Annotated in this window: 11 protein-coding genes; 2 read left to right on the plus strand and 9 right to left on the minus strand. The window is 63.8% G+C overall.

All coding sequences use genetic code 11. The features are described from left to right. Window positions 1–40: 40 nt before the first annotated feature. Window positions 41–871 carry an urease accessory protein UreD gene (locus DFO48_RS11590; RefSeq protein ID WP_003081024.1) on the minus strand — a complete coding sequence of 277 codons (831 nt, stop codon included), beginning with the start codon at window positions 869–871 and terminating at the stop codon, window positions 41–43. A gap of 166 nt (window positions 872–1,037) precedes the next feature. On the opposite strand from DFO48_RS11590, the gene DFO48_RS11595 reads away from it, so the two are divergent. Then, window positions 1,038–2,105: a tripartite tricarboxylate transporter substrate binding protein gene (locus DFO48_RS11595; RefSeq protein ID WP_233506376.1), complete on the plus strand. Its 1,068-nt coding sequence runs from the start codon at window positions 1,038–1,040 to the stop codon at window positions 2,103–2,105. A gap of 27 nt (window positions 2,106–2,132) precedes the next feature. Then, window positions 2,133–3,122, plus strand: coding sequence for a TauD/TfdA family dioxygenase (locus DFO48_RS11600; protein WP_114863463.1), 990 nt, complete (start codon window positions 2,133–2,135; stop codon window positions 3,120–3,122). A 77-nt stretch (window positions 3,123–3,199) separates the two neighbouring features. Here DFO48_RS11600 and urtE read toward each other — a convergent pair whose 3' ends face one another. The 8 genes from urtE to DFO48_RS11640 all read right to left on the minus strand — a co-directional run bounded on the left by urtE (window position 3,200) and on the right by DFO48_RS11640 (window position 12,781). Further along, window positions 3,200–3,892 (minus strand): urea ABC transporter ATP-binding subunit UrtE, encoded by a 693-nt coding sequence (gene urtE / locus DFO48_RS11605; protein WP_003081014.1) that lies wholly within the window; start codon window positions 3,890–3,892, stop codon window positions 3,200–3,202. A gap of 211 nt (window positions 3,893–4,103) precedes the next feature. Further along, entirely contained in the window at window positions 4,104–4,979 is an 876-nt protein-coding gene (gene urtD, locus DFO48_RS11610; RefSeq protein ID WP_003081012.1) for an urea ABC transporter ATP-binding protein UrtD, read from the minus strand. Continuing rightward, on the minus strand, window positions 4,976–6,184 hold the full coding sequence (urtC, locus tag DFO48_RS11615) for an urea ABC transporter permease subunit UrtC (protein ID WP_114863464.1): 1,209 nt from the start codon (window positions 6,182–6,184) through the stop codon (window positions 4,976–4,978). Before urtC ends, urtD begins: the two co-directional genes overlap by 4 nt. Before the next feature lie 165 nt (window positions 6,185–6,349). Beyond that, window positions 6,350–7,963 (minus strand): urea ABC transporter permease subunit UrtB, encoded by a 1,614-nt coding sequence (gene urtB / locus DFO48_RS11620; RefSeq protein ID WP_114863465.1) that lies wholly within the window; start codon window positions 7,961–7,963, stop codon window positions 6,350–6,352. Window positions 7,964–8,068: 105 nt separating this feature from the next. Beyond that, window positions 8,069–9,337 (minus strand): urea ABC transporter substrate-binding protein, encoded by a 1,269-nt coding sequence (urtA, locus tag DFO48_RS11625; RefSeq protein WP_003060644.1) that lies wholly within the window; start codon window positions 9,335–9,337, stop codon window positions 8,069–8,071. Window positions 9,338–9,586: 249 nt separating this feature from the next. Next, complete coding sequence (locus tag DFO48_RS11630) at window positions 9,587–10,975, minus strand: FAD-binding oxidoreductase (RefSeq protein WP_114863466.1); 1,389 nt, start codon at window positions 10,973–10,975, stop codon at window positions 9,587–9,589. A gap of 91 nt (window positions 10,976–11,066) precedes the next feature. Next, window positions 11,067–11,972, minus strand: a complete 906-nt coding sequence (locus tag DFO48_RS11635) for an ABC transporter permease (RefSeq protein WP_114863467.1) — start codon at window positions 11,970–11,972, stop codon at window positions 11,067–11,069. Beyond that, a complete protein-coding gene (locus DFO48_RS11640; RefSeq protein WP_114863468.1) occupies window positions 11,969–12,781 on the minus strand; it encodes an ABC transporter ATP-binding protein in 813 nt (270 codons plus the stop codon). Before DFO48_RS11640 ends, DFO48_RS11635 begins: the two co-directional genes overlap by 4 nt. Window positions 12,782–12,783 lie beyond the last annotated feature (2 nt).

Consider the following 12,783-nt stretch of genomic DNA (forward strand, 5'->3'; position numbering starts at 1 on the left):
ATGCCGGGCTGCAGCAGCCGCAGACCGGCCAAATACAGGCTCACATGGACCAGATTCTCGGCACTCCCCCCTGCAGACCCCAAAGCTCTTTTCTCCAGAAACTCCACATGGTTTTCCACAGCATCATCACAGGCTCAACCACAGGTGATGCACAGCGCAGAACCAGCATGTTTTCATTGGGCGCAGTGACCCCGCTCAACACTGCCGGGGCAGCCTTGGCAAGCAGCTCCTGCGTGCCTTCCAGCAAGGCTTCGCGCTGATGACGCGCAATGGGTGAGCCGCTGGCAAAGATCAGACTGCCCAGGCAGCGATGCCCGGCCAGCCCCAGGTCGCCGTTGAGCAGCAGCTCATCCTGCGCGTTGATCGCGCCGCGCTCCAGGAACCGGCCCGGCCATTCGATGTGCTGCTCGAACCTGCCGGACTCATAGGGCTGGGAGGCCAGCGGCAGGCCCAGTGCCGTCACATCCCAGGTCAGCAGCTGCGCATCCTCGGCAAGCTCAAACTCCAGGTGGTTGACGGCATCGCAGGCGTTGTACGCGATCGCCTCCAGCGGCAGCCACTCCAGCCTTGCTCCGGGGTCCAGGCGCAGCCGGGTGCGCTGCATGGCCTGCTTGCCGTTGCTTTTGTAAAAGCGCGTGGCACCGGGCGTGGTGACCAGCGCATGCGCACCTTCTGCGACATGGACATCAATGTCCAGCACATCGCCGCCCACCAACCCGCCCGGGGGGTGCACCAGCACGTTGTGGCAGATGGCCGGCCCCTCGGGATACAGACTTTTGAGGATGCGCAGCGGACCATCGTGCGTGAAATGCACCGAGGTCTTGCCGGCCTGCAGGGAATAGTTCAGCGCCAGTTGCGCATGCCAGGTCATTGTCTTTCTCGCCTCTTCAAGCAGGCCTGCCGCTCAGGCCCGGGTAGCTCAGCTCTTTTGCTTACTAACTCATGAAAATTCATTCGTTGTTGCAATGCTGCCGCGCTTCTACAGTCTTCAGCACGCCAGCCCGCAAAGCGCATGGCGATTGACTTCAGGAGCTTTCATGTCGGCCAGTACCGTAACTCATTCCCGCCTGCATCGCACTCTGGCCCCATGGCTGACATCGATGGCGGTGCTGTGCTGCACGCTGGCAACTGGCCCTGCTGCTGCGCAATCCGGCGGTGCAGCGGCCTCGGCCTGGAAGCCCAGCAAAGCTACAGAATTCATTGTCCCCAGCGGGGCCGGCGCGGCGCTGGATCAGGCGGCCCGCAAGCTCACCGAGCTGCTGGCACGCGATGGCTATGCACCGCAGTTCGTGGTCAGCAACAAGTCCGGCGCGCATGCGATCGCCGCGCTGGAAAGCTTGCACCGCCACCCTGGCGACGCTCATACGCTGATGACGCTGAGCACCAGCTACGGAAACAGCCTGGCGCAGAATGCCCTGCCCGCACACCTGCAGAAAGGCACGCCGCTGGTGACCTTGCTGCGCGAGTTCACCACGGTGGTCGTGCGTGCGGATTCGCCGCTGCGCAATGCCCAGGACCTGATCGCACAGTTGCGCAAGGACCCCGAGAAATACTCCATCGGCATCGCCACCACGCTGGGCAACCACATCCATCTGGGCGTGGCCCAGCCCTTGCAGCAGGGCGGTGTGAATATCCAGAAGCTGCGCATCGTCCCCTACAAGTCCTCCGCCGAATCCATGGTGGCGCTGGCAGGCGGCCATCTCGATGTGGTTTCGGCCACCACGCCGAACCTGCTGCCCTATCTGCAGTCGGGCCGCGTGCGCGTGCTGGCGATTGCCGCCGACAAGCGGCTTGACGGCGTGTTCGCCCAGTCGCCCACCTGGAAGGAGCAGGGCATCGACTATGTCAGCGATTCGTTTCAGGGCGTGATGACGGCACCCGGTGCCAGCGCCGCGCAACAGACGTACTGGGTGAACGCGCTGCGCAAGGTTTCCGAAACCCGGGAATGGAAGGAGTTTGTGGCGCTGAACCAGTGGGAGCCCGTGTTTCTCGGCCCGCAGGACACGGCTCGCGCACTGCATGCCCAGGTCGAACGCAGCCATGCACTTCTCACCGAGCTGGGCCTGCTGCAGCCCAGCGCCTCCCGTATTGCCCAGGCCCGCTGAAGCCCCGCTCTCATCAGGAAAAATCCCATGAACATGCCCCTTCCCCACGCTCCGCTGCAGCATCTGGACCAACGCCTGAGCTCCGCAAGCAACATCACTCCGCATATCCGCATCACGCCGCAGTCGGCGCATATCGGCGCGCTGATCAGCGGCGTCAATCTGAAGCAGGCCTTGAGCGCCGCCGAAGTGCACACCATCCGCTCGGCATTGCTGCGCTGGAAGGTGATCTTCTTTCGCGACCAGCACCTCAGCCACGAGCAGCAGATCGCCTTTTCGCGCCAGTTTGGCGAGCTGACGCCCGGCCACCCCGTCTTCGGCCATGTCGAAGGCTTTCCCGAGCTGTATTCGATTGCCAAGCACCGCAAGGCCAACCGCCACAGCGGCCAGGCCGAACAGCGCCCCTGGACCGGCTGGCATGCCGATGTGACGGCTGCCCACAACCCGCCTGCCGCATCGATTCTGCGCGGCGTGACGATTCCTCCCTATGGCGGCGACACGCAATGGACCAATCTGGCCGCTGCCTACGAAGCGCTCTCCAAACCGCTGCAGGCCTTCTTGCAGGGCCTGCGTGGCGAGCACCGATTCAGCGCCCCGCAGGGAGCCACGGCATCGCAGGAATATCTGGATCTGGTGCGCGACAACACCCTGATCAGCGAACACCCGCTGGTCACGATTCATCCCGAGACCGGCGAGAAGGTGCTCTACATCAGCCCCGGCTTTCTCAAATCCATCGTGGAACTCTCCACCCGCGAATCGCGCGTGCTGCTGGAGCTGCTCTGGGAGCACGCCGTCAGCAGCGAGTTCACCGTGCGCTTCAAGTGGGAACCCGGCTCGCTGGCCTTCTGGGACAACCGCTCCACAGCCCATGTGGCTCCACAGGATATCTTTGCGCTGGAGTTCGATCGCCAGCTCTACCGCACCACGCTGGTGGGCGAAGTCCCCCGGGGCGCGGACGGCCGCGCCAGCACTGCCATACAGGGCAATCCGGTGCTGGCCGCGCACGGCGCAGCGTATTGACGAAATGAGTTGTCCTGCGGGCATGGCCTGAGGCTTTGAGGTGCCGCTTGCGGCACCTTTTTTTCTCCGCCCGATATTCAAATCGCCACCAGTGAGCGCACATTCTTCTCCTGCATCTCGCTGCCCGGGCCCGATGCGATCACCTCGCCGCGCTCCATCACCACATAGTGGTCAGCCAGCTCCTCGGCAAAGTCGTAGTACTGCTCGCACAGCAGGATGGCCATGTCTCCGCGATTGGCCAGCATGCGGATCACGCGGCCGATGTCCTTGATGATGCTGGGCTGTATGCCCTCGGTGGGCTCATCCAGGATCAGGATCTTGGGCTGCGGCGCCAGTGCGCGCGCAATGGCCAGCTGCTGCTGCTGCCCGCCCGAGAGATCGCCGCCACGGCGGTGCAGCATCTGCCTCAGCACTGGGAACAGCTCGTACAGCTCGCCCGGAATCCGGGTGCCTGCCGAACAATAGGACAGACCCATGCGCAGATTGTCTTCCACCGACAGGCGCGAGAAGATTTCGCGCCCCTGGGGCACATAGCCGATGCCGCTGCGCGCGCGCTCATAGGGCGTCCTGCGCGCGATATCGCGGCCCTGCCATTCAATGCCGCCGCTTCTGATGGGAACCAGCCCCATCAGGCTTTTGAGCAAGGTGGTCTTGCCCACGCCGTTGCGGCCCAGCAGCACCGTGACCTTGCCGATCTCGGCCGTGAAATTCACGTCCCGCAGGATATGCGAGCCGCCGTAGTACTGATGCAGGTTCTGAACTTTAAGCATTTTCGACCTCTAACGCTTACACAGCAAGCGCAAGCAGCTATCTAATTTGACTATCTGCGGAGCGCATGACGTTTGAAACTGGCGCTACCCAATTAACGAGACAGCGAGGAAGCGCCGCCGCGCACCGAAGCAGTCGTCCCCCTCCCTTAGCGCGAAGCGCGTAGAGAGAGGGGGAAGGCGCGGGGCCGCCCAGGCAAAGTGCCTCAGGGGGCTACCTCCCAAGGTACACCTCGATCACGCGCTCGTCGGCTTGCACCTCGGCCAGCGTTCCCTCAGCCAGTACCGAGCCATCGCAAAGCACCGTGACCTTCTCGCTGATGGTGTCGATAAAGCTCATGTCGTGCTCCACCACCATCAGCGAATGCTTGCCCTTGAGCGTCAGAAACAGCTCGGCCGTGCGCACCGTTTCCTCGTCGGTCATGCCGGCCACAGGCTCGTCGAGCAGCAGCAGCTTGGGCTCCTGCACCAGCAGCATGCCGATCTCCAGCCACTGCTTCTGTCCGTGACTGAGCAGCCCGGCCTGGCGCGTTACGCTGCCTGCCAGATGAATGGTGTGCAGCACCTCGGCAATCCGGTCCTTCTGCGCGCCGTTGAGCTTGAACAGCATGGAGGAGGCAATGCCCTTGTGGGTCTTGAGCGCCAGCTCCAGGTTCTCGAACACGCTGAGCTGCTCGAACACCGTGGGCTTCTGGAACTTGCGGCCAATGCCCATGGCCGCGATCTCGGGCTCCTTGTAGCGCAGCAGATCGATGGTGGAGCCGAAGAACACCGTGCCGCTGTCGGGTCGGGTCTTGCCGGTGATGATGTCCATCATCGTGGTCTTGCCCGCGCCATTGGGACCGATGATGCAGCGCAGCTCGCCGGGCGCGATATCGAGACTCAGACCGTTGATGGCCTTGAAGCCGTCGAAGCTCACATGCACGTCTTCGAGATAGAGAATTCGGCCATGGGTCACATCCACTTCGCCGGCCACCACGGGGCGAGCCAGACTGGCGTTGCGACCGCCGGATTCGGTGCGCAGCGCGGCTTCGCGCTGCTGGTAGGAGGCCAGGCGCTGCTCGCCTTCCTGCATCAGATCGGGGGTCATGCGCGCACTCCTTCGATGGCATCGGCAGAAGCCGGCTCGGCAGCGGTTTTGGCAGCTGCGACTGCAGTCTGGTTCAACGGCACCGGGGCCTGCGCCTTGCGCTTCTCACGCCACTGGCGAAGCTGCTGCGGCAGCCGGATCAGTCCTCCCGGCATGAACAGCGTCACGACGATGAACAGCGCACCCAGTACGTACAGCCAGTACTCGGGTGCGGCCACGGTGAGCCAGCTCTTGCCGCCATTGACGGCAAACGCGCCGATGATGGGGCCGACCAGCGAGGCACGTCCGCCCACGGCCGTCCACACCGCCATTTCGATGGAGTTTCCCACGCTCATCTCGCTGGGGTTGATGATGCCCACCTGGGGCACATACAGCGCGCCCGCCAGGCCGCACATCATGGCCGAGATGACCCAGATCGACAGCTTGTAGGGCAGCGGGTTGTAGCCGCAGAACATGGTGCGCGATTCGGCATCGCGTACGGCCTGCAGCACGCGGCCGTACTTGCTGCGCATCAGCCAGCGCGAGAACAGGAAGCAGCCCAGCAGCGCCAGCCCCGACAGCGCGAACAGCAGCACATGCATGGCTTGCGAGTTGACGGAAAAACCCAGCAGGGTCTTGAAGCCCGTGAAGCCGTTGTTGCCGCCAAAACCGGTCTCGTTGCGGAAGAACAGCAGCATGGCCGCGTAGGTCAGGGCCTGGGTGATGATGGAGAAATACACGCCCTTGATGCGCGAGCGAAAGGCGAAGTAGCCGAACAGCCCGCCGATCAGGCCCGGCACCAGAAACACCAGCAACACGGTGGCGGCAAAGCTGCCCGACAGCGCCCAGTGCCAGGGCAGCTCCTTCCAGTCCAGAAAGCCCATGAAGGCGGGCAACGCATCAGGGCCTGCGGCCTCGCGCATCAGGTACATGCCCATCACATAGCCGCCCAGTGCGAAGAACAGGCCGTGGCCCAGGCTCAGGATGCCGGTATAGCCCCAGATCAGATCAATCGCCAGCGCGCAGATGGCATAGCACATGAACTTGCCCAGCAGGCCCAGCATGTAGTCGGAAAGGTGCAGCGCACTGCCCTCGGGCACCCACAGATTGAGTGCGGGAGCCACGGCGCAGACCATGGTCAGGGCCAGCAGAAATGCCGTCCAGCCCTTGGCGGATAGCAGCGGCGCTGGCTTGGGCAGTTCGATGGGTATGAATTGGGTTGTCATGTCAGTTTTCCCTCAAGTCGAGCAAGGCACATGGCCTGCGCAGCTGGCGCGGCCCAGGTACGAGACACCGAGCAAGGGCCGCCCCGCAGCGAGGGTGTCGTCCCCTGCCCGCAGCGCGCAGCAATGCGAGAGCGGGGGAGGTCGCGAAGCGACTCAGGGGGTGTTTCATGTTTCCGCACTGCGGCCCTTCAAGGCAAAGATGCCTTGCGGACGCTTTTGAATGAAGACCACGATGAACAGCAGCACGGCGATCTTGGCCAGCACGGCTCCGGTCCAGCCTTCCAGCAGCTTGCTGAGCACGCCCAGTCCCAGAGCCGCATAGACGGTGCCCGCCAGCTGCCCTACACCGCCCAGCACCACCACCAGGAAACTGTCCACGATGTAGTTCTGCCCCAGATCCGGACCCACATTGCCGATCTGGCTCAGGGCGCAGCCGGCAAGACCGGCGATACCGGAGCCCAGTGCAAACGCATAGGTGTCGGTGCGTGCCGTGTTGACGCCCACACAGGAAGCCATGGCGCGGTTCTGTGTCACGCCGCGCACGAACAGGCCCAGCCGCGTTCTGGCAATCATGAAGGCCACGCCCGCCAGCACGGCGAACGCAAAGACGATGATGGCGATGCGGTTCCAGGGCAGGGTCAGATTGGGCAGCAGCGCGATCCCGCCGCTCATCCAGACGGGGTTTTCCACACCCACGTTCTGCGCTCCGAAAAGGCTGCGCACGGTCTGCTGCAGCACCAGGCTGATGCCAAAGGTGGCCAGCAGGGTCTCCAGCGGGCGGCCGTAGAGAAAACGGATCACGCCGCGCTCCAGCACCGCGCCCACCAGCGCCGAGGCCAGAAAGGCCACGGGAACGGCCACCACCAGATACCAGCCAAACCAGGCCTCGGGCAGCCATCGCTGGAATGCGACCTGCACCAGATAGGTCGCATAGGCACCGATCATGATCAGCTCGCCATGTGCCATGTTGATGACGCCCATCAGGCCGTAGGTGATAGCCAGACCCAGCGCCGCCAGCAACAGCACCGAGCCCAGGCTGATGCCGCTGAAGATAGCCCCCAGCCTGTCGCCCCAGGCCAGGCCTTCTGCAATGCCGGCCAGCGCGGCCTTGATGGCTTTTTGCACGCCGGGATCGGACTCTTCGGACAGGCGCTGGTTCAACAGCAGCTGCGTCTCCGGCGTCTGCTGGCGCGACAGCTGCTCCACCGCCTTCAGACGCTGCTGCACCTCGTCGCTGCCCAGCAGGCTGGCAGCCTGGCTGCGCTCCAGCAGCGCTCTGACCTGCCCGTCCTGTTCGGCGGCCAGCGCTTTCTCGATCAGGGGAAGCCGCCCGGCATCAGGCTCGGAGGCCAGTTGCTCGGCAGCCTTGCGGCGCGCCTGCACATCGCTGCTGCCCAACGCCAGCGCGGCCTGCGCCGTGTCGATGACCGAGCGCAGGTAATTGTTGCTGACGACCTCCTCGGCATCCGCCGGGAGTTGGGCGGCCTGGCCGGTCACCGGGTCGGTGACCGCGTCGCCGCTCATCACATAGACCTTGCCCTGGGACACGCGCACTTCATCGTTGGCGAGCGCGCCGAGATAGGCCGACAGGCGACCGCCGTCGGTCTGTGCATCCGGCGCCAGCACGGCCTGATTGATCGCCAGCACGCGCTGCTCGGAGTCGTCTGCCGCAGCCATGGCATAGGCCTGCTCGGTTGTCAGTGCGTGACTGGCAAAGCTCAGCAACGAGCCCAGTCCGGCGGACAATGCCAGCCTCAATGACTTGCGCAGTATGTTCATAGGAATTTCAGGTTTCTAGCGCTGCAGCCCTTGTCAATAAAGCGCAAGCAGCTATCTCTTCAGGACTGGAGAGCCCACCAGACCTCTCCAGTCCGCGGGAGCGAATCAGGAGCTCTTGCCGTTGGGCTCGTCCTTCTTCTTGTCGTTGCCTTCGATATACGGGCTCCAGGGCTGGGCCTTGATCGGACCCTTGGTCTTCCAGACCACGCTGAACTGACCGTCTGCCTTGATCTCGCCAACCATCACAGGCTTGTGCAGATGGTGGTTCTTCTCGTCCATCTTCAGGGTGAAGCCGCTGGGTGCGGTAAAGGTCTGGCCGGCCATGGCGGCGATCACCTTGTCGGTATCCGTGCTCTTGGCTTTCTCCACGGCCTGCTTCCACATGTGGATGCCGACCCAGGTGGCTTCCATCGGGTCATTGGTCAGCGGCTTGTCCTTGTGGCCGGCGATGTTCTTGGCCTTGGCGTAATCGCCCCACTGCTTGATGAAGGCCGTGTTGGTCGGGTTCTTCACGCTCATGAAGTAGTTCCATGCCGCCAGGTGACCGACCAGAGGCTTGGTGTCCACACCACGCAGCTCTTCCTCACCCACGCTGAAGGCCACGACCGGTACATCCTTGGCCTTGAGGCCGGCATTGCCCAGCTCCTTGTAGAAGGGCACGTTGGAGTCGCCATTGATGGTGGAGATCACCGCCGTCTTGCCGCCCGTGGAGAACTTCTTCACATCGGCCACGATGGTCTGGTAGTCGCTGTGGCCGAAGGGAGTGTAGGTTTCCATGATGTCGGAATCCTTCACGCCCTTGGACTTGAGGAAGGCACGCAAAATCTTGTTGGTGGTGCGCGGGTACACATAGTCCGTGCCCAGCAGCACAAAGCGCTTGGCACCGCCGCCTTCCTTGCTCATCAGGTACTCGACAGCGGGAATGGCCTGCTGGTTGGGCGCGGCACCGGTGTAGAAGACGTTCTTGGAGAGTTCCTCGCCCTCGTACTGCACGGGGTAGAACAGCAGGCCGTTGTTCTGCTCGAACACCGGCAGCACGGACTTGCGCGACACACTGGTCCAGCAGCCGAAGACCACGGCCACCTTATCCTGGGTGATCAGCTGCTTGGCCTTTTCGGCAAACAGCGGCCAGTTGGAGGCCGGGTCCACCACCACGGGCTCCAGCTTCTTGCCCATCACGCCGCCCTTGGCATTGATGTCGTCGATGGCCATCAGCACCGTGTCCTTGAGCACGGTCTCGGAGATGGCCATGGTGCCCGAGAGGCTGTGCAACACACCCACCTTGATGGTGTCTGCAGCCAGCACCTGAGAAGTCAATCCCAGGCCCAGAGCCATGGATGCAGCCAGTGTTGTGAGGGTTCCGCGACGATTCATTTCAGCACTCCCAGGAGGTTTTGTTCGGTCACATTGACCGCAGAACCTGAAGTGCAATTACCGTGCCAGTCCCTCGCAGCATGGCCAGGAAGCCGCCGGAATCGGCGCCGCTGCCTCTTTTGGGGCAGGCACGGCCCGAATGCGTCTTCCTGCGCTCAGCAACGGCCGTCAGCGAGCACCATTGCAGTGCCCCATGCACCAGATGCAGACCGCACCGGGCTGCCGGCACTATTGAAGTGCATGACTGCCTCAGTCCGTCTGGATACAGGCCGGCAGCGCTGCGCTGCGCAGCTTGCCGGGATTGAGCAGGTTCAAGGGATCGAGATCGGCCTTGGTCTGCAGCAGCGTGGGATCGAGCTGGTTGTTGGCCTTGCCGTCTTCCACCACATAGACATGAGGATTGTTGATCTGCACGCCATGCTTGCGATAGATGTCCATGATCGCGTTGAGCCGCTCGGCCGAGCTGAAGCGCACCAGCTCCAGCCCGCTGCAGTTGAACTGTCCCTCCTTGGTGCGCAGAAACTCCAGATGGAACAGGACCTCGTCACCGAGCTCGCTGCGCAAGGCCTTGAGCTGCTCGCCAAACCTTGCGGGGTTGTAGCCGGTCTGCAGATAGGTCAGCTCCCGGTCCAGCTTCAGCGCATGCAAGGTCGTATGGTTCCAGCAATACTCGATCAGCGACTTGTAGCCCGCAGCCGGCTGCGCAGACCAGCGCCCGCGCTCGCAGTAGCTGAGGGTGCCGCCGTGACGCTCCAGCAACAGCTGCATGGCCTCCTCGGCTTCGGGCGCCACCAGCGCAATGACCGCGTGGCAGCCCTGGGGCAGATGCTCGGCCAGACTGGTGAAATAAGCCGGTACCGGAGCCGCCATCAGGCTCAGTTCCTTCTTGCGGATGCCAGGCGCATTGCCCAGCTGCTGCGCAAAGCCCAGCGCCTCGTCAAAACCCGTGAACGTGGCAATGCATTCCGTCCAGTTCGTGGCATCTGCCAGCGCCACTTCGAGCTCAAGCACGATGCCGGTCGTGCCATAGGTATGGTGCAGGCGCATGGCGTCGGCACCGCGCAGTTCCAGAATGCGCGGCTCGGCCTCCACCGTCATCACGCGCGCAGCCAGCACATTGCCCGCAGAGGCGAGCGGCCCGTAGGTGATGGAGCCGGCGCCGCCGAAACCACCGCCAAACAGACCGCCCAGGGTGGCGCTGCGGTAGGTGGACGGCAGCCAGCGCAGCTCCTGCCCCTGCTCGCGCGCCAGCTGGTCGAAGTCCGCCAGGCGTATGCCGGCCTGTGCCCGGCCCACGCTGCCGCGCACCCAGCACAGGCTGTTGTAGCCGCTCAGATCCAGGATCACGCCGCCGTGCAGCGGCGTGCTCTGGCCGTAGTTGCCGGTGCCGCTGCCGCGCAGCGTGATGGGCACGCCCCGGCGCGCGCAATGGGCCACGACCTGGGCAATCTCGGCCTCGGTGCGCGGACGTACCGCAATGTCGCCGCGCTTGCCCTGCAGGGCCTGCTTCAGAACCGGACTGAACCAGGAAAAATCCTGGGACAGGCGCGAGACTTTCAGGGAGTCGGTGATCCAGTCCAGCGCAGGCAAGGCGCTGGCCAGCTGGCTGCTGTTCTCGGCAATCGGATTGGTGTTCATGGTCGTGGCGCAAAAATGCAAGGCATGAGTCGGCCCACATGCCGCACATTGCGGGCATGACGGGAGCAGAAATGAAGAAAGGGCTAGAGCGCTAGTCGCTACCGGATTCGCTGGCATGCCAGCCACCCAGCGCCCGGCGTGTGCACCAGGCCATGAGCACGAACAGCGCCACGCCAGTCAGCGAAATCAGCAGCAGCGCAGCGAACATGCGCGGGATGTTGAGCTGAAAGCCCGCCTGCAGGATCTGGTAGGCAAGACCTGCCCCCTGCCCGCCGGTACCGGCCACGAACTCGGCCACCACGGCGCCTATCAGTGCCAGGCCGCTGGAAATGCGCAGCCCCCCGAAGAAATAAGGCAAGGCACTCGGAATGCGCAAGCGCATCAAAACCTGCAGGCGCGTGGCCCGGTTGAGCTTGAAGTAGGCCAGCAGATCCGGCTCCACACTGCGCAGGCCCAGCGTGGTGTTGCTGATGATGGGAAACAGCGCCACCAGCGCCGCACAGATCACCATGGACAGCACCGGGTCCTTGACCCAGATGATGATCAGCGGAGCCACGGCCACGATAGGCGTCACCTGCAGCAGCACGGCATAGGGAAACAAGGCCGTCTCGATCAGCTTGCTCTGCACGAATACAAAGCTGATCAGCACGCCAGCGACGGTGGCCAGGGCAAAGGCCAGCAAGGTGATCTTGACGGTGACCCACAGGGACAGGCCGAGTGCCGCCCAGTCCGTCATCAGGGTCTGCAGCATCAGCAGCGGCGAAGGCACCAGATAAGGCGGCAGCTCCAGCCCCGTCACCAGGGCCTGCCAGACCAGCAGCAGCACAAGGCCCACCAGCGCCGGCAAAAGCACGCGCTGCACCTTGGGCTGCAGCAGCCAGGGGGTGGCCGCCTTGCCGGGCTTGGCGGCAGCCACCGCACGCGCGCCGGTCGCGGCTGGCCTGCCGTCGGCGGCCCTGGCCGCATCATCGGGAATGGAAGCGGGCAAGGCGCTCATGACAGACTCTCCTCCACAATGACACTGGCGCGCAGCAGGCTCGATTGCAACTGCTGCGCATGGCGGGCGAACTCGGGGCCGAGCATGAAATCGGCAGGCCGCGGACAGGGAGCATCGATGCGAAACTCCTCCACCACCCGTCCCGGTCTGGCCGCCATCATCACCACCCGGCTGGACAGAAAGACGGCCTCGTGGATGGAGTGGGTGACAAAGATCACCGTCAGCTTCTTCTTGCTCCAAAGCTCCAGCAACTCCGCGTCCAGCTTGTGACGCGTGATCTCGTCGAGCGCGCCGAAGGGCTCATCCATCAGCAGCAGATCGGGCTCGGTCACCAGGCCGCGGGCAATCGAGACGCGCATCTGCATGCCTCCGGACAACTCGCGCGGCAGGGCCTTGGCAAAGCGTGCCAGGCCCACCAGTTGCAGTGCCTCCGCGACGCGCGCATCGGCCTCTGCGCGCGGCACGCCAGCCAGATCCAGCGGCAGCCGCACATTGGTATGCACGCTGGACCAGGGCATGAGTGTGGGCTGCTGAAAGACAAACGCCATCTTCTTGCCGCCGGCCTGCAGCTGCGGCACCGGCTTGCGCCAAAGCAGCAGTCTGCCGTCGCTGGGCTCGAGCAGACCTGCAACCATCTTGAGCAAGGTGCTCTTGCCGCAGCCCGAGGGGCCGAGCAAGGTCACGAACTCACCCTCTTCGATGCGCAGATCGACGGGCAGCAAGGCCTGCGTGCCGCCGGGATAGGTTTTCTCTGCAGACAGCACCTCCACTGCGGGAATTGCTGCTGCGGGAATTTCAGAGCCGCTCATAG

This window comes from Comamonas sp. AG1104 (assembly GCF_003350425.1).
Classification (GTDB): domain Bacteria; phylum Pseudomonadota; class Gammaproteobacteria; order Burkholderiales; family Burkholderiaceae_C; genus Comamonas; species Comamonas testosteroni.

Coding starts and splice junctions, on each gene's coding strand:
- DFO48_RS11590 (WP_003081024.1), bottom strand. CDS start 871: ATGACCTGGCATGCGCAACTGGCGCTGAACTATTCCCTGCAGGCCGGC.
- DFO48_RS11595 (WP_233506376.1), top strand. CDS start 1,038: ATGTCGGCCAGTACCGTAACTCATTCCCGCCTGCATCGCACTCTGGCC.
- DFO48_RS11600 (WP_114863463.1), top strand. CDS start 2,133: ATGAACATGCCCCTTCCCCACGCTCCGCTGCAGCATCTGGACCAACGC.
- urtE (WP_003081014.1), bottom strand. CDS start 3,892: ATGCTTAAAGTTCAGAACCTGCATCAGTACTACGGCGGCTCGCATATC.
- urtD (WP_003081012.1), bottom strand. CDS start 4,979: ATGACCCCCGATCTGATGCAGGAAGGCGAGCAGCGCCTGGCCTCCTAC.
- urtC (WP_114863464.1), bottom strand. CDS start 6,184: ATGACAACCCAATTCATACCCATCGAACTGCCCAAGCCAGCGCCGCTG.
- urtB (WP_114863465.1), bottom strand. CDS start 7,963: ATGAACATACTGCGCAAGTCATTGAGGCTGGCATTGTCCGCCGGACTG.
- urtA (WP_003060644.1), bottom strand. CDS start 9,337: ATGAATCGTCGCGGAACCCTCACAACACTGGCTGCATCCATGGCTCTG.
- DFO48_RS11630 (WP_114863466.1), bottom strand. CDS start 10,975: ATGAACACCAATCCGATTGCCGAGAACAGCAGCCAGCTGGCCAGCGCC.
- DFO48_RS11635 (WP_114863467.1), bottom strand. CDS start 11,972: ATGAGCGCCTTGCCCGCTTCCATTCCCGATGATGCGGCCAGGGCCGCC.
- DFO48_RS11640 (WP_114863468.1), bottom strand. CDS start 12,781: ATGAGCGGCTCTGAAATTCCCGCAGCAGCAATTCCCGCAGTGGAGGTG.